This is a genomic window from Mycobacterium sp. NGS63 (assembly GCF_059812295.1).
In genome coordinates this window covers 385,167-405,651 of sequence record NZ_JCALCJ010000001.1, presented here as the reverse complement: position 1 = coordinate 405,651, position 20,485 = coordinate 385,167, and the positions used below count along the sequence as shown (strand labels likewise).

General features: G+C 64.6%; 15 protein-coding genes. 7 read left to right on the top strand and 8 right to left on the bottom strand.

Annotated features, from left to right (window positions below):
* The first annotated feature begins 22 nt into the window (after positions 1–22).
* The 4 genes from AC5Y4Z_RS02005 (at position 23) to AC5Y4Z_RS01990 (ending at position 4,640) form a co-directional block, all read left to right on the top strand.
* Complete coding sequence (locus AC5Y4Z_RS02005) at positions 23–1,468, top strand: condensation domain-containing protein (protein WP_499960566.1); 1,446 nt, start codon at positions 23–25, stop codon at positions 1,466–1,468.
* A gap of 38 nt (positions 1,469–1,506) precedes the next feature.
* Positions 1,507–2,754 carry a glycosyltransferase gene (locus AC5Y4Z_RS02000; RefSeq protein ID WP_499960565.1) on the top strand — a complete coding sequence of 416 codons (1,248 nt, stop codon included), beginning with the start codon at positions 1,507–1,509 and terminating at the stop codon, positions 2,752–2,754.
* Between the two features lie 183 nt (positions 2,755–2,937).
* Complete coding sequence (locus tag AC5Y4Z_RS01995) at positions 2,938–3,663, top strand: GAP family protein (RefSeq protein WP_499960564.1); 726 nt, start codon at positions 2,938–2,940, stop codon at positions 3,661–3,663.
* On the top strand, positions 3,630–4,640 hold the full coding sequence (locus AC5Y4Z_RS01990; RefSeq protein WP_499960918.1) for a glycosyltransferase family 2 protein: 1,011 nt from the start codon (positions 3,630–3,632) through the stop codon (positions 4,638–4,640). The genes AC5Y4Z_RS01995 and AC5Y4Z_RS01990 overlap by 34 nt, the downstream gene beginning before the upstream one ends.
* Here the strand turns inward: AC5Y4Z_RS01990 and AC5Y4Z_RS01985 are convergent, their stop codons facing one another.
* On the bottom strand, positions 4,641–5,486 hold the full coding sequence (locus AC5Y4Z_RS01985) for a phthiotriol/phenolphthiotriol dimycocerosates methyltransferase (protein WP_499960563.1): 846 nt from the start codon (positions 5,484–5,486) through the stop codon (positions 4,641–4,643). It abuts the gene before it with no gap.
* A gap of 119 nt (positions 5,487–5,605) precedes the next feature.
* On the opposite strand from AC5Y4Z_RS01985, the gene AC5Y4Z_RS01980 reads away from it, so the two are divergent.
* Positions 5,606–9,325 carry an MMPL/RND family transporter gene (locus AC5Y4Z_RS01980; protein ID WP_499960562.1) on the top strand — a complete coding sequence of 1,240 codons (3,720 nt, stop codon included), beginning with the start codon at positions 5,606–5,608 and terminating at the stop codon, positions 9,323–9,325.
* Between the two features lie 3 nt (positions 9,326–9,328).
* Here AC5Y4Z_RS01980 and AC5Y4Z_RS01975 read toward each other — a convergent pair whose 3' ends face one another.
* On the bottom strand, positions 9,329–11,083 hold the full coding sequence (locus tag AC5Y4Z_RS01975) for an AMP-binding protein (protein WP_499960561.1): 1,755 nt from the start codon (positions 11,081–11,083) through the stop codon (positions 9,329–9,331).
* A 121-nt stretch (positions 11,084–11,204) separates the two neighbouring features.
* On the opposite strand from AC5Y4Z_RS01975, the gene AC5Y4Z_RS01970 reads away from it, so the two are divergent.
* Positions 11,205–12,542 carry a condensation domain-containing protein gene (locus AC5Y4Z_RS01970; protein ID WP_499960560.1) on the top strand — a complete coding sequence of 446 codons (1,338 nt, stop codon included), beginning with the start codon at positions 11,205–11,207 and terminating at the stop codon, positions 12,540–12,542.
* A gap of 17 nt (positions 12,543–12,559) precedes the next feature.
* Here the strand turns inward: AC5Y4Z_RS01970 and AC5Y4Z_RS01965 are convergent, their stop codons facing one another.
* The 5 genes from AC5Y4Z_RS01965 to AC5Y4Z_RS01945 form a co-directional block, all read right to left on the bottom strand.
* A complete protein-coding gene (locus AC5Y4Z_RS01965) occupies positions 12,560–13,693 on the bottom strand; it encodes a rhamnan synthesis F family protein (protein ID WP_499960558.1) in 1,134 nt (377 codons plus the stop codon).
* Between the two features lie 48 nt (positions 13,694–13,741).
* The gene (locus AC5Y4Z_RS01960) at positions 13,742–14,878 is read right to left on the bottom strand and encodes a rhamnan synthesis F family protein (RefSeq protein ID WP_499960557.1); all 1,137 of its coding nucleotides are present in this window, start codon (positions 14,876–14,878) and stop codon (positions 13,742–13,744) included.
* A 2-nt stretch (positions 14,879–14,880) separates the two neighbouring features.
* The gene (locus AC5Y4Z_RS01955) at positions 14,881–15,660 is read right to left on the bottom strand and encodes a class I SAM-dependent methyltransferase (protein WP_499960554.1); all 780 of its coding nucleotides are present in this window, start codon (positions 15,658–15,660) and stop codon (positions 14,881–14,883) included.
* A 97-nt stretch (positions 15,661–15,757) separates the two neighbouring features.
* Complete coding sequence (locus AC5Y4Z_RS01950; protein WP_499960553.1) at positions 15,758–17,371, bottom strand: glycosyltransferase family 87 protein; 1,614 nt, start codon at positions 17,369–17,371, stop codon at positions 15,758–15,760.
* Between the two features lie 506 nt (positions 17,372–17,877).
* Positions 17,878–18,738: a glycosyltransferase gene (locus AC5Y4Z_RS01945; protein ID WP_499960552.1), complete on the bottom strand. Its 861-nt coding sequence runs from the start codon at positions 18,736–18,738 to the stop codon at positions 17,878–17,880.
* A gap of 251 nt (positions 18,739–18,989) precedes the next feature.
* Between AC5Y4Z_RS01945 and AC5Y4Z_RS01940 the strand changes: the two genes are divergently transcribed.
* Positions 18,990–19,481: a GtrA family protein gene (locus tag AC5Y4Z_RS01940; RefSeq protein WP_499960551.1), complete on the top strand. Its 492-nt coding sequence runs from the start codon at positions 18,990–18,992 to the stop codon at positions 19,479–19,481.
* 86 nt (positions 19,482–19,567) lie between these two features.
* Here the strand turns inward: AC5Y4Z_RS01940 and AC5Y4Z_RS01935 are convergent, their stop codons facing one another.
* On the bottom strand, positions 19,568–20,485 hold the full coding sequence (locus AC5Y4Z_RS01935) for an NAD-dependent epimerase/dehydratase family protein (protein ID WP_499960550.1): 918 nt from the start codon (positions 20,483–20,485) through the stop codon (positions 19,568–19,570).

The following is a 20,485-nucleotide window of genomic DNA, read 5'->3' as shown; positions in this document are numbered from 1 at the left end:
GGCCTTATTTAAGGAGGGAAACGTGTTCATAGGTGGAGGCTCTGAGCACGACAGCCTGCGAGTGGGCAACGCCTACGACTGGGATCCGGGTGAGGGATCCGTCGTCACCTGGCAGCCCACGCCCGGCTGCGCCGCGAAGGCTCGGCAGGCGCCCGTCAGCCCGGTGCCGCCCAGCTCCATGCAGGTGGGCCACCTTCGTGGATTCGTCGAGTTCCGTGAGCGCGGTCTCGACTACTCCCGTGCGGTGATGGGCTCCTGGGATGTGCCGGGCCGCTGCGACATTCGCGCCATGACCTACGTCATCAACGCGCACCTCCGGCGCCACGCGACGTATCACAGCTGGTTCGAGTACACCGACGACAAGAACATCGTCCGGCACACGCTGAAGAACCCGCGCGACATCAACTTCGTCGCCAAGGAGTACGGCGTCATGACGCAGCTGGAGTGGCGCGACCACGTGCTGGCCACGCCCGACCCGCTACAGTGGGACTGCTTTAGGTTCGGCGTCATTCAGTACGAGGACCGCTTCGCGTTGTACGCGGTCGTGGACCACCTGCACTGCGACCCCATGCTGATCGCGGGGCTGTACGTGGAAATCCTGATGAACTACACCGCCCTGCTCGAGGGCAAGGCGCCCGTCACACTGCCGCCGGCGGCCAGCTACGACGACTTCTGCGTGCGGGAGGACGCGTGCGTGTCGGGGATGACGCTGGAGTCCCCGGAGGTGCGCAAGTGGATCGACTTCGCCGAGGCCAACGGCGGCACCCTGCCGGACTTCCCCCTGCCGCTGGGTGACCAGTCGATCCCGTGCGGCGGCGACGTTCGCGTGGAGCGGCTGCTGGGCCCGGAGCAGACGGCCCAGTTCGAGACGCTGTGCCAGCAGGCGGGTGCGCGGTTCAGCGGTGGCCTGTTCGCGTGCGCGGCCCTGGCTCACCACGAATTGTCCGGTGAGGACACGTATTACGGCCTGACCCCCACCGACAAGCGCAAGAGCCCGGCCGACTTCATGACGGTGGGCTGGTTCACCGGTGTGGTGCCGTTCACGGTTCCCATCAACCCCGACTCGTTCGGAGAAACCGCGCGCGCCGCGCAGGCCTCCTTCGACGCGAACATGGAGTGCGCGAACGTACCGTACGACAAGGTGCTGGAGTTGGCTCCGTGGCTGCGGTCCTACGGGCCACAGTTCACGATGATGAGCTACATGGACGCGGGGCTTCCGCCGCTGTCCGCCATCGTCGCCACCGCGCTGGACGGGGTGAACGCGACCGCGTTCACCGACGGTCGCAGCCCGGCGTACATGTACTCCACGGTCTTCCGGCTGTTCGACGAGGTCTCGATCATGGTCTCGTACCCGAACAACCCGGTCGCCCGCGAGTCCGTGATCCGATACACCGACGCGCTGAAGTCGGCGTTCGACAAGGTGGTTGCGGGCAGTTTGCCCGAGTTGCCGGTTCGCGTAGCCAGGTAGGCGCCAAAGCGCCTGACCCCCAACGGGACTGACCGGTAATGAAGTTTGTTCTGGCGGCCCACGGCACCCGCGGCGACATCGAGCCCTGCGCGACGGTCGGTGTGGAACTGCGGCGCCGTGGGCACGATGTCGCAATGGCGGTGCCGCCCAACCTCGTTGACTTCGTCGAGTCCGCCGGGGTGCCGGCCGTCTCCTACGGGCCGGACACGCGCGAGCAGGTGGTGGCCGTCGCCGACTTCACCCACAACGCCTTCACCGTCCAGAACCCGGTCAAGCTCCTGCGCGACCTCAGGGAGCTTTTCGTCGAGGGCTGGGCGGAGATGGGCCACACCCTCGCGTCGCTGGCCGAAGGTGCCGACCTGGTGGTAACGGGCCAGACCTACCACGGGGTGGTGGCGAATGTCGCGGAGTACTACGACATTCCGGTGGCCGGGCTGCATCACTTCCCGGTGCGGGTCAACGGTCAGATCGGCGTTCCATTCCTGCCCTCGCCGGCGCCGGCGGTCCGCACGACGTTGCGGGCCGGCTGGTGGCTGTATTCGCGCATCACCAAGGCGGACGAGGACGCCCAGCGCAACGAACTGGGCCTGCCGCGAACGTCGGTCCCCGCCTGGGAGCGGATGGCCCGCAACGGCACGCTGGAAATCCAAGCTTACGACCAGGCCGTGTTCCCGAGACTCGCGTCGGAATGGGACGGCCGGCGGCCCTTCGTCGGCGCGCTGACTTTGGAGCTGGCCGCGGAGTCCGACGACGAGGTCGCGTCCTGGATCGCGGCGGGGAAACCCCCGATTTACTTCGGCTTTGGCAGCACTCCGGTCAAATCCCCCGCCGAGACGGTGGCGATGATCGCCGACGCGTGCGCCGAGCTGGGCGAGCGGGCGCTGGTCTATTCCGACGCCTCCGATGCCTTGGCGCCCCACGGCGACCACGTGCGGCTCGTCGGCCAGGTCAACTACAGCACGATCCTGCCCATGTGTCGCGCGGCCGTTCACCATGGCGGCGCCGGCACCGTCGCGGCCAGCCTGCGGGCCGGGCTGCCGACCCTGATCCTGTGGGATGTGGCCGACCAGTTCATCTGGGCGACCCAGGTCAAGCGGCTCAAAGTTGGGTCCGCCAAGCGCCTTTCGAAGATCTCCCGGCGGTCGCTGGTGTCCCAGCTGCGCCGCATCCTCGCGCCGGACTACGTCGCGCGGGCCCGCGAGATCGCCCCGCGGATGACCAAGCCGTCGGTCGGCGTGGTGGCGGCCGCCGACCTGCTCGAGCAGACCGTCCGGGTCGGCGTGTGAGATGCGTGCTCCTTCCTTCGCCGCGAGAGTGCAACTACCGACACCGCCACTCGGGCGATGCGTCGCCAGTTGCACTTTCGCGGCAGGTCGGCGTCGCCAATTCGCTGGTTACGCCGCGAAATACGGCCCGAACTAGTAACGTCGCAGACGATGTGGACTTACGTAGTGTGGATCGGCTTGTGGATGCTGATCGACCCCGTTCGAATCGGCATCGCGGCCATCTTGATGTCCCGACGACGGGCCATCGTTAATCTGGTCGCGTTCTGGGTGGGGGGGATGGTTGCCGGTCTTTTGGTCGGACTGGCGGTACTGGTGCTGCTGCACGACATCGCCCTGGTAGCAATCCACGGTGCGATCTCGACGATCAACGACGTGCGGTCAGCGGTCATCTTCCTGACCGGCCCGCGGCTGCAGATCACGCTGGGGGTTGCTGGGTTGATCGGCTTGGCCGTCATGCTGGCCCGCGATCAGGCTCGAATGAAGACACTGGTCGCCGTGGGCGGCGGTGACACGTTGGCGGACATGGCGGCGCGGCCACGCAGGCTGAACCCGTTCTCGGCGATAGCAGCCAGTACCCACGGCATGCTCGATTCCGGCTTCGTATGGCCTGCGTTCGTTGTCGGCCTGCTGTCGACTTTTCCACCCATTGAGGGCCCCATGGTGCTGACCGTCATCATGGGATCAAGGGCTGCCGCCGGCGCACAATTCAGTGCCTTCATCCTGTTCACCCTGATGGTGCTCGCCTTCATCGAGATCCCGTTGGTCAGCTACTTGGCGGCCCCGCAGAAAACCGAGGCGGTCATGCTGCGGATGAACACCTGGATCACAGTTCATCGCCGGCAAATCGTCGAAACGTTGCTTGCCGTGATGGGTGTCTGGTCAGTGGTGACAGGCATCGCCAGTCTCTGAGCAGCTCAGTGACCACCAACAACGACAACCACACGCCGACAAATCCGTCGGTCTCGGTGTGTGTGCCGATGTACAACAACAGCGCGACGATCGAACGCTGCCTGCGCAGCATCCTCGACCAGGACGGCGTGGAGTTCGAGATCGTGGTCTGTGACGACGACTCATCCGACGACTGCGCCGCCATCGCCGCGTCGCTGCTGCGGCCTGGAGATCGGCTGATCCGCAACCGGCCAAACCTCGGTCTGAACGGCAACCACAACAAGTGCATTGAAATGGCGCGTGGTCGCTACATCCAGTTCGTCCACGGAGACGACTGGCTGCTTCCGGGGGCGTTGCGCACACTTGTCCCCTGCTTCGACGAACCGGCGGTAGGGATGGCCTTCGCGCCCCGCCGCGTGATCAATCAGAAGGACGTTCCTCTGCACCGTCGATTGGGCCCGGCCCACATCTGGTTTCCCTGGCTTCGCAAGTACAACCACGGGCCGACGCTGGTAGCGCAGATGATGTTGCAGGCCGCAATGGGCAACTGGATAGGCGAACCGACGTGCGTGATGTTCCGGCGCCAGTTGGGGCTGGATGTCGGGGGCCTGCGCGACGACATCTATCAACTCGTCGACCTGGATTTCTGGCTTCGCTTGATGCTGCGGTGCGACGTGCGCTTTGTGCGGCAGAAGCTTTCGGTCCGCATCCATTCGGCGGGCACGACCACCCTGAGCATCTTGAAGGCGCGACGCAACTGGCTCGACCACCTTCGCATCCTCACCTGGCTGATCGTGGATCCGGCGTCGCCCAAGGTTGTTCGGGTTACGGCGAGGGTGTGGTGGGTGCTCAAGTGGGCCGTTATGTTCTTGGGGGTCGCGGTGCTCGGTCCCGAACGACGGTCGCGGCTGAGGATCTTGGCCGACGCGCGCGTTACCGAATTCGCTCGAGCACAACAGCTGGTCGAAAAACTCCCAGCCCTGAGCAGGGCCGCCTGATCAATCCTTGACGAAGCAATACAGCCGGTAAGAAATCCCGCCGTCGCGCTCCAGATCCCGGTCCATCCTGTCGACGCCGTAACGGATCGCGCGGGCCAAAAACGATGGCACCCGCCGCTGCAGCAGCTCGTGCGACCGCTGGGTATTCGCAGCCAGGCCGCGCTTGGCCTCGTCGAGGATGTCCCGTTGTGACAACTGTCGCAACGGTGCTTGGGCCAACACCGAATCCCACCAGGCCGCAGCTTCCGGTCGTCGGTTGTCCGTGTACAGGAAATGGCCTCCCGGGCGCAACACGCGCGCCACTTCGGACAGGAAACGAACGAAGTCGGGGTACTGGTGTGAGGCTTCGACGTTGATGACCGCGTCGAAGGACTCGTCGGGGAACGGCAGGTTCTGCGCGTCGCCCTGCACAAAATCGAGGCCGGGCACGCTATGGGTTTTGCGGCAGAGCTCGATGCTGGCCGGGTTCAGGTCGAGGCCCGTGTAGGAGGCGGGACCCAGGTTGCGCATGATGTAGGACGCTCCCCCGCCGGCACCGCAGCTGACCTCCAGGACGCTTTTGCCGGTGAGATCCACTTGGGCGGCCGTGACGTGGTAGAGCTGGATGCAGTACCGGTTGCGCTCGTCCTCCGCCGTGAGCGGCAGACCCATCGGGGGGTCTTCCTCGTAGCCGAAGTTGAAGAACACCACGTTGTTACCGACCTGGCGGGTGCCCAGCGGCAGGAAGTACTTCGTCGCGAGTTTTCCGATCAGCGGGTTGGATTGCAGGCGAAATCTCGTAGCCACGCGGAGAGTCTTACACCTTTCGCCGCCCGCCACACCGGATACCCCGGTGCTCACTCGCAACCGTCGGCCGAAATGCCGTCAACCAGCGGTTTTGGCGTCAAGATCACGGCAATATCACGGTCGCCGGCCAGATCTTGATTACCCCGCGCGAGCAGGGCCTTGATTGTAGGGTTAGTTGGGTGTCGAGCCAGACTGGCACGGGCGAGGCAGCCAAGCCTGGGGGAATCTTCGACCGCATCGGCGATGTCGTGGTGCGGTGGCCGCTGCTTGTCATCGCCGGCTGGGTCGCCATCGCGGCCGTCCTGTGGCTGGTGTTTCCGCCGCTGATGGTGGAGGCCGGCCGGCATGAGCAGAAGCCGCTGCCGGACGACGCGCCGACGATGCTCGTCAACCAGGAAATGGCCAAGGCATTCGCCGCGCCCGTCGCGCCCCCCAAGCCCGATGCCAAGGGACCTGCGGACGCCAAGCCGGCCGCCGACACCGACACGAGCGGCGCCAATCCGCTGGGCGGCGGCGGTTCGCTGATGATGCTCCTGCTGATCGACGAGAACGGGATCTCCCCCGCCGACGAGGGCGTCTACGCCAAGCTGGTGGAGAAGCTGCACCAGGACACGCAGGACAAGATGACGGTGCAGGACTTCCTCGCCACCCCGCAGATGCGCGAGGTCCTGGCGAGCAAGGACGGCAAGGCCTTCATCCTGCCGGTGTCCATCCCCGGCGCGGCCACCGCGCCCAGCACGATCGCGGCCTATCACCACGTCAAGGACATCGCCAAAGAGGTCACGGCGGGAACCTCGCTGACCGCGTACGCCAGCGGCCCGTTGGCCACCATCGCCGACGCCACCGAAATGGCGCTGGAGGACGCGCATTTCATCGAGATCGGCACCGTGGTGGCCGTGCTGCTCATCCTTTTCATGATCTACCGCAACGTGGTCACCATGTTGGTGCCGCTGGCCAACATCGGTGCATCCATCGCGACATCGCAGGGCGTCTTGTCGGGGCTGAGTAGCCAGCTCGGCCTGCCGGTGATCTTGCAGAGCCTCGTCCTGATGACCGCGGTCATGGTCGGAGCGGGAACCGACTACGCCGTCTTTCTGATCAGTCGCTACCACGACTATGTGCGGCACGGCCACGATTCCGACCAAGCGGTCCGGATGGCGTTGATGTCGATCGGCAAGGTCATCACGGCATCGGCGGCCACCGTCGCGATCGCCTTCGTGGCGATGACCTTCACCAAACTGCAAGTGTTTTCGGCCGTCGGGCCGGCCATTTCGATTTCGGTCGTCGTGGCATTGCTCTCCGCGATCACCCTGCTGCCCGCGCTGCTGGTGCTCGCCGGGCGACGCGGCTGGATCAAGCCCCGGCGCGACCTGACCACGCGCACCTGGCGGATCATGGGAACGCGCGTGGTGCGCCGGCCCAAGATCCATCTGATCGGGAGCCTGATCGTGCTGATCGCGTTGGCCAGTTGCACGAGCGTGATGCGCTTCAACTACGACGACCTCAAGACGATGCCCAATTCCACCGACAGCTCCAAGGGATATGACGCGATGAATCGCCATTTCCCGATGAATGCGCTGACGCCGATGGTGCTGTTCATCAGGTCGCCGTCGCACGACCTGAGGAACCCGACCGCGCTGGCCGACCTCGAGATGATGGCCAGCCGGGTGAGCCAGCTGCCCGACATCACGATGGTGCGGGGCCTGACCCGGCCCAACGGGGAACCGCTGGAGCAGACGAAGGTTTCGTACCAGGCCGGGGAGGTCGGCAACAAGCTCGGCGAAGGCTCGACCCAGATTCAGCAGCACGGCAACGATCTGGACCGGCTGGTCAACGGCTCCAATCAGTTGGCCGACGCCCTGGCCCAACTTCGCGACCAGGTCACCGGTGCGGTTTCCAGCCTCAGCGGGGTGGTCGGGACGCTGACGGCACTCGAGCAGGCGGCGGGCGGCGACCGCACCATCGCGGCGCTGGACCAGGGCGCAGCGCTCACCGGGCAGATGAAGTCGCTGGGCGACAACCTCAACTCGTCGACGGCGAACGCGGAGAACATCGCCGCGTGGGCCGGCCCGATGTTGGTGGCGCTCAACGAAAGCCCGACGTGCAATGCCGACCCGGGTTGCGTGAATTCGCGGGCCGGGTTGGCGGCGATGGTGCAGGCCAACAACGACGGCACCCTCAACTCGCTGAAGATCATGGCCCACAACCTGCAGGCGGCGCATGGCGCGATGACCATCGGGCAGACGCTGGACAAGGTCCAGCAGACGCTGAGCCAGGCCTCCGGCGCCATGAAGACGATCAAGGGCCTGCAGACCACGATGAGCCAGGCGCAACAGGGCGCCAACGCGCTCGCCGACGGCAGCCGCGCGATCGCCGGTGGCGTGAAGGAACTGGTCGATCAGACCCGAAACATCGGCAGCGGCCTCGACCAGGCGTCGCAATTCTTGCTGGACATGAAGCACAACGCCGAGAAGCCGTCGATGGCGGGCTTCAACATCCCGCCGCAGATCATGACGCGCGACGAGTTCAAGAAGGGCGCGGCGATCTTCATCTCCCCCGACGGGCACGCGGCGCGCTACCTGATCCAAAGCGCGCTGAGTCCGTTCTCCACCGAGGCGATGGACCAGATCGCCAAGATCATCAAGGCCGCACAATCGGCGCAGCCCAACACGGAGCTCTCGGACGCGACGGTGGACGTGGCCGGCCTGCCCAGCGGGCTTAAGGACACCCGCGACTACTACAACCAGGACATCGGATTCATCGTCTTCGCCACCATCCTGATCGTGTTCCTGATCCTCGTCGGCCTGTTGCGGGCGGTCGTCGCGCCCCTGTACCTGATCGGGTCGGTGCTGCTGTCCTACCTGTCGGCGATGGGCCTGGGCGTCTTGGTATTCCAGATGATCTTGGGGCAGAACCTGCACTGGAGCCTGCCCGGATTGTCGTTCATCCTGCTCGTCGCGGTCGGCGCGGACTACAACATGCTGCTGATCTCGCGCATCCGCGACGAGTCACCGCACGGCGTGCGGGTGGGCGTGATCCGCACCGTGGGTTCGACCGGCGGCGTGATCACCTCGGCCGGCCTGATCTTCGCGGCCTCGATGTTCGGGTTGATGACCGCCAGCATCTACACCATGGCCGAGGCAGGGTTCATCCTCGGCATGGGCATTTTGATCGACACCTTCCTGGTGCGCACGATCACGGTGCCCGCCATCGCCGCGCTGGTCGGCCAGAAGAACTGGTGGCCTTCGCATTTGGGCAAGAGCGCGGCCCAGGTCTACGCCGCCCACCAGAAGAAGCAGCAACAGCTGGAGCAGTTGGCCGACCAACTGGTCCGGATGAAGGTGATCCCCAGCCGCGAGACTTTGACCCCGGCCCCCGCCACGGCGGCGGCGGGCGCGGCGGGGCAGCCGTTGATTCCCGACGACCTGCTCGTTCGCCTGAAACTCGTTCCCCCGAGCCACAAACCGCGAAGCAAGCGGCGACGGCCGGCGTCGACCGGGCCGGCTCAGGCGGCACCGAAGCCAACGGCGAAGGTCGGGCGTCTCGCCGAGCACGCGCTGCCCCTGTTCGACCTCGGCGCCCTGCCGGATCACGTGACCAACGACCTGCGGGACTCACGGCTGGACCCGGCGACGCCCGCCAACGGGAAGAACGGCAAGAACGGCAAGCGCAAGGCGGACAAGTATCCCGGCCATTCGCTGCCGCTGTTCGGCCAGGGCCTTCAGGCGCAGCGGCCGGTCACCGTCGGTGCTAACGGAAATGGGCACGGGAACGGCAACAAACACGGCGAGCGATCCGCCGGGGACGACGTCACCAACCCCCTACCCCTGTTCGGCGCCGGCGCCACGGCGCAGCACGGCACCAACGGCAACGGGCACGGAAAACACGAGCTGCCTTAGGTCTTAAGCGTCCAACCGGACGAACTCGTCCTGCCGGTAGAGCTCGACGCACTGCGAGCGCCTGATCTTGCCGCTGGTGGTGATGGGAATCGAACCGGGCGACACCAGCACCAGGTCCGCCACGCTCAGGCCGTGCGACTTCGAGATCGCCGACGTGACTTCGCGTTTGACGCCGCGCAGCCGGTCGGCCACCTCCTCGTCGGAGTCGCCGCGCTTCTTCATCTCGATGATCGCGACCAGCTTCTCGACTCCCCTGTCCGGAACCGCGATCGCCGCGCAACGCCCGGCGGTGATCTCCTGGATCGTCGCCTCGATGTCGTCGGGAGAATGGTTGCGCCCGTAGACGATCAGCAGATCCTTGATGCGGCCGATGATGTACAGCTCGCCCTCGGAGAGGAAGCCCGAATCCCCTGTTCGCAGCCAAGGGCCTTCAGGTGTGCCCTGCGACGGCTCGACGATCTTGGCGCCGAAGGTGCGCTCGGTCTCCTCGGGCTTCTGCCAGTAGCCGGCCGCGACGTTGTCGCCGTGCACCCAGATCTCGCCGACGGTTCCGTCGGCGGCTTCGCGGCCGGTGTCGGGATCGACGATGCGCGTCAGTGTCGACTGCTGGCTGCCGTAGCTGACCAGCGGAGTGCCTCCGCCGTCCAATACCGGAATCGCTTGGCCCGCAGGCAGTTTCTCGGCGTCGAATTGACCGATCTTCGGTGGTTCACCGACTTGACGGCTCGCGATGTACACCGTCGCTTCCGCCATGCCGTAGGAAGGCCGCAGGGCTTTGGGGTCGAAATTGAAGCGGGCGAACCGATCCGCGAATCGCTTCAAGGTGGCGGGCTGCACGCGCTCGCTGCCGTTGAGGATCGTGTGGACACCGCCGAGATCGAGCCCGGCCATGTCGTCGTCGGACGTCTTGCGCACCGCGAGCTCGTAGGCGAAGTTCGGCCCCGCCGAGATCGTGGGGCCGCTGCGCGCCATCAACTGCAACCAGCGCGCCGGACGCTGCAGGAACCCCACCGGGCTGCTGAGCACGGTCGGCGCACCCGCCAGGATCGGCATGATGATCCCCAGCAGGAGACCCATGTCGTGGTAGAGCGGAAGCCACGACACCACCGACATGTCGGGAGGCTGGACGCCGCCCTCGGGCTTGAAGAAGTCGCCCATGATCTGCTCGAAATTGGCGAAGACGTTTTTGCTGGAGACCATCACGCCGGCGGGAGTGCGGGTGGACCCGGATGTGTACTGCAAGTAGATGAAGTCCGACCCGTCGGTCGCGCGGGTGCGGGGTCTCGGGCCCGTCGGCCGCTGCCGGGTCTCGAGGTCCAGCAAATCCATTTCGACGATCGCGGGCGCGGATTGCCCCTGCTGCGAGCCCACCGACGCGCTGACGTTGTCGATGACCGCCGACGTGGTGAGTACGACGCTGGGCGAGGTGTCGGCCAGCACCGCGATGGTGCGTTCGTCGTGCGCCCCACCAAAGGGAACCGAGAGCGGAACCGCGACCAGCCCGGCCTCCAGGGCCCCGAGAAAGCCCAGGATGTAGTCGAGTCCCTGCGGCGCGAGGATCAGTGCCCGATCACCGGGGGAACCGCTGGCCTTGAGCTGCTCACCGAGGTTCGACACACGCCGGTACAACTGCGACCACGTCAGGGTCTGAGTGACCCCGTCCCAATCCTGCTCGTAGTCAAAGAATGTGAATGCCGTGTCGTTGGGCTGCAGGTTCGCGCGCTCGCGCAGCACAGCAGGAATCGAAGACTGAACCACGGGCAATACCCTACCTTCGTCGAAACCGTTTCTGGCCAGGAACGGCGAGGTTGACGCCGAACCAGCACACCCCCCGGGCATAGCGGCCCGCCCGGCTGGCAAATAAACTACCGTGAACGCAGTGGACAATCGACTCGCATACATGGACCAGGCGTCCTATCTAGGTCTGCGGGCGCTTGGCTACGGGGCGCTTGTGCAGTTCAACTGGATCTACAACCGCCCCGCAAATATCGACGGGTTGCGCCGTTTCCACCGAAATCTCGGATTTGGGTTGCTGGGAAGGCTTGTCGAACCGTCTCCGCTGCCCTTCGCCCGCGACCGATGGGTGGTCTCCCGGGGACTGCACGACATCGACGTCGCCCAAACACCGCGGCCCCGTGCGGATCTGAACTCGTGGCTCGACCAGCGGGCGCGGTTGCCGCTGGATCCCGAATACGGACCCGGCTGGCACATCGGGGTGCTGCCGCTAACCGACGGCGGGACCGCGGTGTGCCTGACGACGTCGCACACCCTCGTCGACGGGCTCGGGGTCCTGCGGGCGCTCAGCGACGCGGCCGACGGAAGGCTCCGCGACCTGGGCTACCCCCAGCCCGGTGCACGCCGCCGCGGCCGGGCCATGCTGCAGGACGTGCGGGAAACCGTCGCCTCGGCGCCGGAGCTGGCGCGCGCGGCGGCCGCGACGGTGCGTATCACGCGGCGCCGGCGCCGGGACGTCGCCGCGTCGATGGCCTCGCCCCCGCCGTCGCCGCGCAAAGCCGGCGACGACGAGCCCTTGGTGGTGCCGTCGGCGACCGCCTACGTCGACACCGCGCTATGGGATGCGCGCGCGAAAGGCATTGGCGGGAACAGCTTCACGCTCTTGGCGGGGTTCGCCGGCAGGCTCGGCGCGCGAATGGGCCGCGTCGGCGACGACGGAACGGTCACCCTGGCGTTCCCGGTCGGCGACCGCACCGAAGACGACACGCGCGGCAACGCCGTGGTGCTGCCGACCATTTCCGTGGACCCGACGCAACTGTCCTCGGACCTCACCGAAGCTCGCCTGAAGTTCAAACAGGCGTTCGCCGACCTGGACACGATCACCGAGGAACTGCTGGGGCCGCTGCCGCTGACGCCGTTGACCCCGAAGTGGGTGGCGCGCCGGGCGACCGGGATGGGGCTGGGGGCGGCCCGCCGTCCCGTCGGGTGCTCGAACGTCGGAGACATGCCCGCGGCGGTGCTGCGCCCGGACGGCACCGACGCCGACTACACGTCGGGGCGGTTGATCGAGCCCGGGATCACCAGGCGGGCCATGGAACGCATCGGCGGCCAGCTGTTCGTGGTTTCCGGCCGGGGCGGCGGGAAATCATGGATTACCGTCAACGCCTACCTCACCGGCCGGGCGAACTCCCAGGAGGCGCTGCGCGAGGATCTCTCCCGCGCGTTCGACGAGTTCGGTCTGACCGCCGAGGTCTTGGGCTAGTTGGTCGTGCCCGCGGCTCACGACTGCACGGCGGCCGGTTTGACCCACGAAGACGGCCCGCAGCCAAGCCTTTCCACGTGCGACTGGATCAACTCGTACGGGTAGTCGGTGTGTCGCTCGATGAACTCGCGCAGTTGCCACATCGACTCGTGCCAGGGCCGATTGTGGCGCGGCAGGATCGCCTTGAGGAAGGGGAACCTGAGGTGCTCGATGAGCCCGTCCCAGAAATAGAGCGTGTTGTTGATGGGCTCCCCGGAAAATGCGCCGGCCCATTCGTGGTCCGGCGCACGCGCATAGGCGGCTTCGATGGCGGCCGCGGAGACGAACGGCTGAAGCGTCAGCCCCGCTTTGCGAGCGCGCCTGGATAGCCCGATTTCGTACCTACGGACGAGGCGGTTCTTGTCTACGACGTAGCGGAAGCCGTTCCAGAAGTCGTCGAGGAAGCCGCGGGTGCGCGAGTTGAGATCCCAAGCCACGAAAAAGGATTGGAGGTGGGAGGCGTACTCCGTGCTTTCGATCGCGCCGTACATGTCGGCATCCCGGAAAGAGCTCCACATCTCTTCGATCGGAAAAAGTGGCCCGAACACGCTGTCGTTGGTAAGGACCATGCGATCGAACTGGTCGAGCGACCAGCCGCGCTCCCTCATGGTGGACCACGCCAAGTGCCACGAACCGAAGTCAAGGGAAAGCGTGCGACGCGTATAGATGCCGGCACACAGGGCGCGGAGGGGCTCGATTGTCTCCGGCGTCAGGGCCGGCGAGCCGGAGACAAAAATAATCGTGGCTCCGAGCCCGTGGAGCGCCTTCAAGTAGTGAACGACGTAAGGATCGACAACGCCTTGCGGATCGAAATGCGCGAACAATACCAGCGTGCGGCGACCCGGGGGAGGCTGCGGTGAAAGCTCTTGATGGGTTTCGCAAACGAAGCGGAGCGCGTCGCCGTCCAACCGATAGCGCAGGGCCGCCCGGTAGGAAGAGCGCACCGACTCGTCGCGCAGCCTGCTCGGAAGGTCCAGCATGAAGCTTGAGAAGTCAGCCGCCTGCCGGTTCGAAAGCGCGACCGCTCTCCGGACCTTCTTTACCCTTGCCCGGAGGTCTTCATCGCCGAAGGTCAAAATCTTCCTCAACTCGCTGGACAACGCTTTCGGCAATCACCCTAGGCCATCCTTGCCCACCTGACGCCCGAATGTCGTCGGGCGCTAAAACCGATGTGTGGCTTGATTTTCCACCCGAGGCTCCTGGGTATCGGAACCCCGATGCTGTAATTGAGTTCTCAGTTGCACGACCCGAGACTCGCCCCATGTCCGGATGTGCTGAAAAGTGGGATTTGGCCTGACCCAGGTCGACTCGCCAAGCCCAAGCCTTTCGACGTTGGACTGAATGAGTTCGTAGGGGTAAGAGGTGTGGTTCTCGATGAAGTCGCGCAGCTGCGGAATGGAATCTTGCCACGGTGCGTTGTAACGCGGCAAGCTCGCCTTGAGAAAAGGAAACCGGAAGTGCTCGATGAGGACATCCCAAAAGTAGATGGTGATGTTCGGGGGTCGGGGCCAGAACAATCTTTGGGACCACTGATGCCCCGATAAGCGATTACTCATCGCTTTGACAGCGGCGACGGAAAGGAACGGTTTTACAGTGAGGCCCGCATCATGGGCACGCGTGGACAGGCCGACCTCGTACCGCCGGATCAAGAGGAGTTTGTCGGTAACGTATTGGAAGCCATTCCACTCGTCGTTCAGGAAAGAACGGGTGCGCGGGTTGAGGTCCCAGCATAGGAAAAAAGATTGAACGTGGGGTGACTGCTCGGTATTTTCGATGGCGCCGTACATGTCGGCTCCGTGAAACGAGGCCCACATCTCTTCAATGGGAAATAGCGGCCCATACACGCTGTCGTTGGCCAGTACGAAGCGGTCGAACTGATCGAGCGACCAGCCGCGCTCCCTCATGATGGACCACGCCAAGTGCCACGAACCGAAGTCGAGGGATAACGTCTGGCGCGTGTATATGCCGGCACACAGGGGCCGGAGAGGAGCCACCGACTCCGGTGTAAGGCTCGGCGATCCCGAAACGAAAACGATGGCTGCTCCCAGCCCGTGCAGCGCCCTCAAGTAGTTGACGACATAAGGATCCACGACACCCTGGGGATCGAAGTGCGCGAACAAAAGCAAGGTGCGCCGGCCGGTCGGCGGCTGCGGTGGAAGCTCCTGGTGGGTTTCGCAAATGAAGCCCAAAGCGTCACCAGATCGCCGGTAGCTTTCCGCAGCCCGATAGGAGGCGCGCTCGGATTCACTTCGCAGCTTGGTCAGCAGGGCCAGGGCGTTCTCAGCCGTTCGGTGCATGATCAGTCCGCAGGGGCGCCGGCGCCAGGCTTCTTTGTGAGCGCGAAGAAGTCGCTTTTGGTGGTCGTGATATCCACGATCTCAAATCCAATGTGGTCGAGGACTTGTTCAATCAGCGGGACATCGAACACATGGTGGTGCAGAGTTCGATTCTCGAAGTTCTTCAGACTTCGTTGCCGAAAATGCTCTAGGTCGCCGGCCGGCGGATCCATGCTCAGGTCGTGAAGCATCAAGATTTCGTCCAGATGAGTCAGGTCGTCCTCTCCGGTGTCTCGATCGAAGTCCTCCAACAGATGTTCGAACTTCGAAACCGGGCGCCGATGGTCGAAGTTGCTCTCTTTGTTGGGCAGAACAAGGATGAGCGCTCCGCCGGCTGCGATAACCCTTCCCCACTCCTTGAGGGCCTTGATGGGGTTCGCGACATGCTCCAGGCAGTTTGACGAGAGGAGGAAATCGTATCGGCCGGACGAAATTTCACTCAAATCCGACGCCTCAGAGATAAATTGACGGCCGGATTTGCTGTGGTAATAGTTAAAATTATCTCCGGCCTCGATATTACCTTCCCAGATGGTATCCGTCGCAAAGTTCACGCCATCCAATCCGCGCACGATCTGATAGACCGGCAGGACCGTTTTGAAGAGCGAACTAGGTCCGCCGATCTCGATCCCATATTTGCCCTCGACGGCCGAGTAATATTGGTGACGCTGCGGAAACCGAAATGGAGCGAACCTCAGGTTGAAGTAGAGGTCGATCATCGATTTCGATGAGAAATATTCTTTCACAGCCCGCGGCATTTTATTCCTTTTGGTTAGACGGTCGACGGGCGATGCGGCGAAAATTCCCCGACTATCCCCCGCGTTCCTTCCCTTCCTATCCCGGCTACTGATCGAGTGCTCGATCGGACGACTCGCTTCCCTGCGAGGTCTCCGTGCTCGACGAAGGAGAGCAAGCTTTGGACCCGAGGTCGCCGGTTGCGAACAGCTTCCCAGATTGTGTTGGTCGTTGTGGCGAAAACGCCGTGATTACCTCCGAAGACCCCGGCTGGCCAGCGGAACCTCGGGACAAGGGATCCGGGCGCCGCGCGTAGGAAACGATGATCACCCCACACGTGACCAGCCAGAGGAACGGCGCGAGGAACAGCGTACTGCTGACGAGTATCGCGGTGGTGGGTGCCGCCATCTGTCGCACAATCACTGAGATCTGGTGCGGCGGAGCGGGTATGGCGATCTGGGCAACGCACAGCGCCACGGCCAGACTCAGGCAAACGCCGACCGCGCGGCGGTGGCCGCCTACGGTCGCATGGCGGTCGAAAATCCCGGTTCCCGGCGGTCCGTCCGGATGCCGGACAACCAGCGCCGCAACTGGTAACACGAAGATCAGGTAGTACGGGTTGCTTAGCGTGGGGAAAAGCGAGGCAGTGGCCAGCAGCAGGATGCCCGCCATGACAGGCGGGAGCCGCCGCCCCAGGGCCATGACTGACACGACGACCAGCAAGAGGATGGCGTACCCGATCGCTGATCGTGGGCCGGCGAGGAAGTCGTCTGGGATGGCACCCCCCGTTTCACGGGCCTTGATGCCATCGGGGATCGTCAAGAACGCCTTGCCGAAAGATATGTTCGAGTTCGCGACGACGGCTTGGAACGCCCCCTTACCGTAGCTAAGGGTGTTGTGGGCGGATCGCAGGATCGTGTCGGGAAAGTCGCGCGGCCACAACAGATATGCGGCGACATTGGAGACCGCGACCCCGCCAACTGCGATGCCACCCAGTCGCCATTGCCGCGCGGCGAACAGCGCGACAACCAGCACGGCGAACTGCGGTTTCACCAGCGCCGCCAGGATCACCATGATTGCGACCAGGTTCCAGCGCCGCCGGCACAGCGCGACCAGGAAAGCCAGCGCGATTGGCACGACGAACCCCACCACGTTGCCTCGATCGATCACGACCCAGGCCGGGACGGCCGCGACGCCGCACGCCACAAACACCATTACCCGCTCCAGGCCCCGCGCGCCGCGCGCGGCCCACATTGCGGGAGAAAACACCGCGGCCGTCAGAACGAGCAGGTAGCCGAACAGTCCGAGCCGTGGTGCACCCAGCCATTTACCCAGAAACCCGAACATCGCCGGAGGCACCATCCCGGCCGCCAAGTAGTTGCTGCTGGACGGCTTGAATGCTGGCGGAAGGTACAACGGATAAGGCGCCCAGGGGTCGGGCGCCATCCCGAAGCTCATAGGTATCGAATAGTCGCTGAAACAATGTCGACCTACCCTCGTGGGCCAATCCAGGTAACAGTCCTCGGGGAGGAAAACGATCAGCGACGTGATCAGGTCGACCGAGTAGTACTGCACGAGAACAAAGCCTGTCGCAGCCGAAATCGCCGACGCCACCAGGACAGTACCGAGGAAGATGGTGCGCTCGGATTGTCCGGTGACCACCGAAAGCCGATCCCGGGTGGCAGAAACCATCTGAAGGAGCACGTCGAGGGGTCGCCTCACTGCACTTTCCCCTTCTGCGTGGACAGTGGCGGGAGCATGGCGCGCCCCCAATCCGCCGCCCGGCAGTCTACCCAACGACCCCCCCATCGAACTGAGATTCGCGGGACTTGGAAAGGCCCCCGACAACGCTTGCCCCGCGAGCCGGATCGCATGTCGGCACGGAGCAAGCGTGTCGCAACGAAACGATTTGGGTCGGCATGCATGATGTCTCCGCGCATTCCAGGCGCTGCGGCACACTAGGGCAACCCGACCACCGAGTGCAGTAACGGCTACACGCGTGGTCAAATCGTCGAAATTCGGGCCGCGCGATGTACCTCGAGCCGAAGTACCTGAAGCACAACACAAGTGGTTGCCAAGCCTAGCGGAAACGCTCCACCCGGCCACTGATCCCGCCGTGCAACCCGGGCAGCATTTCCCGAACGGATGCGATCCGTGCAGAAGATCGTCCAGTGGCTATCACTCCACCGGTTTGGTCACCTGTGGTGTGAGTGACGTAGTTGCGAGGTTTAGCTGCCGGTTGTGGCGGCCTCGAGGCGCTTGCGCCCAAGCCAGCGGTACATCGCGTGACGTCCGATGGTGTTCATCCGGGCCCGCGTGCTGCCGACGAGCAGGTGCCGCCGACTGAGCAGCCCTGGGTTCGCGGCGGCCAACTCTTGGAAAAACCCGATGACATCGTCGGTCTGGGTGTGGTTGTAGGTTTTGACGGTCTCCTGAGCGCCGCTGAGCCGAAAAGCCCAGAGCGGTCGGGGCACCGCTACGAGGTTCCCACCGTGATGCAGCAGCACCCTGCAGTAAGTCGCCAGGTCAAAGAGGAAGGGGCGGTTGGGTTCCCAACCACCAGCCTCGATCAGCGCGTTGCGCCTGAACAAGGCCGTCGGCGGCTCGCCGTAGATGTTCGTGCCGGCGAGCACGGTGCGGCGGATGGCCTCAACGCCGTCGACCTCACCGCTCAGCCCGGCCAGCCCCCGGTTGCGCAGCACCATCTTTCCGTTGGCGTCGATAACATCTCGGGAGCTGACGGCCAGCACGGCCGACGGGTGCGCCCTCAATTCGGCGACCAACACGGCCAAATTGTCGGGATAGAGCACATCGTCGGCGCAGACGGCCTTGATGAATTCGCCGCTGGCAAGGTCGGTCACGTACTTGAAGTTCACCGGCGCCGGACCGGGGGCATCCAGCCGCAGCAGGCGAACTCGCGGGTCGTCACCGTAGCGCTGCAAAGCCTCCCAGGTGCCGTCGGTGGAATAGCGCTCCGAAACCAGCAGTTCGAAGTCGGTGAACGTCTGCGCCAAAATCGACTGCATCGTCTCGTGAATGAACGACACGCCGTTGTACACCGGCACGACGACCGATACCGCTGGCGCCACGACACTGCCTCCTACTGCTCGGCCAGGCGGAGTTCCGCGCGATTGCGGCGCAACGACAAGCCCCCACGAGCGAACGAGCCGGGTGAACGCCGGCAGCTCAGTAACTTAGTTCCTAACCGATCGTGGCGCTAGGATTCGCAGATATTGCGCGGCCATCGGGGGAAGTGGGCCAACATGTTACGAAGAAATCCACGCCGCGAACACCGCTGTTGAAACCAGAGAGCGAGTCATGACCACCCCAACGCTGCTCTATGAGTGAATTCGACCTGCCGCCTGAATCGGCGCCGCCGGGGCCGCTGATCAGGCTCGTGCAGGACCAGCGCGTCGCATTTGTGGTGGTCGGGGGAATCAACACCGCCGTCGGGTTCGCGCTCTTCGTCGGCTGTTCGGAGACTGTGGGCCACTTCGTCGACCACCGGCTCGGCACCGTCGCCGGGTCTCTGGTGACGGTGGTCCTCTCACACGCGCTGAGTGTGCTGTTCGCTTTCTTGATGCACCGCCGGTTGGTCTTCCGCGTTCGCGGCCACGTGCTGCGTGACCTGGTGCGATTCGAGAGTGTGTACCTCACGACGTTCGGCATCAACGCCGTCGGCCTGACCGCGCTGGTCGAGTTGGGTGTGCAGCGCATCGCGGCACAGGCAATCATCTTGGTGCCCACGGTGCTGCTGAACTACATCGGTCATCGGTACTTTTCTTTCCGCCGCACCGCCGCCGACACGCAAGGCGAGACGTCGCACACGTAGAGCTTGCAGCCGTCACCGCAGGCCGCGTCGGGTCCCCAAGTGACAGGCGCCGACCACTTTGCGGGTTCGACCTCTACGCACGGCGGTCAGTCGTGCATGGCTTGATGCCGCAGCACGTCGTCGTATACGCGCTTGACCGCCACGGGGAACGGCGTGATCGCCACGCTGTGGAAGTCGTCCCGGAAATCAGTGCAAAGCCGCAAGTCCCGGACGTGATAGGTCGACGACGGGCTGGTCCCCAGCGCGATGCGGACCGTGCGGTGGGCCACCTGCTGCACCGTCCGTACCACGGTGCAGACGGACACGGGTTGTTGTGAGGAGATGTTGCGCAGCACCGGCATCGACGGCTGGTTGGTCACGGCCTTTTCGACCAGGGTGCGCACCATCGCGGCGGCGTCATCAATGTACAGGTAGTCGCGGAGCGTCTCCATCGGCACGAAGACGTTCAACGATTGCCGCGTGATCGCGGCTCGGCACATCTGACTGACGAGACCCTGCTGTTTCACCATGTTCTGGCCGGGTCCGGCGAGGTTCGAGAAGCGCCCGATGACCAGCGGGATACGGCCCGCGAGTGTCGTCTGGACCATCTCCTCCTGCGCAAGTTTCGTCTCGCCGTACGGGCTCAGCGGCTTTGGTGCCGTCGACTCGCTGAACGGTGGATGGGTCGACCCGGCGTAGATGCCGCCGGCCGACGACGAGAGGAAGAACGCGCCCCGACCCGCCGGTCGCGTGTCTCGCAACCTCGTGAGCAGGTGAGACATGATGCGCGTCTCCGCGGCGAGTTTGTCGGCCGTAGTACCGACGACGCCGCTGCCCGCGGCCCAAATGACCGACCAGTCGTCCCTTCCGGCCTCGCGGACGAATCGTTCGAGGTTAGAGTCGAGCACCTCGACCGCCGTATCGTGGTCCGCCCACGGCACCCGAAGCTCCGTGAACTTCGGACGAATCGCCCGGGACACGGCGCTGCCCAGCAGTCCGCCGCGACCCACGACCCAGGTGAACAC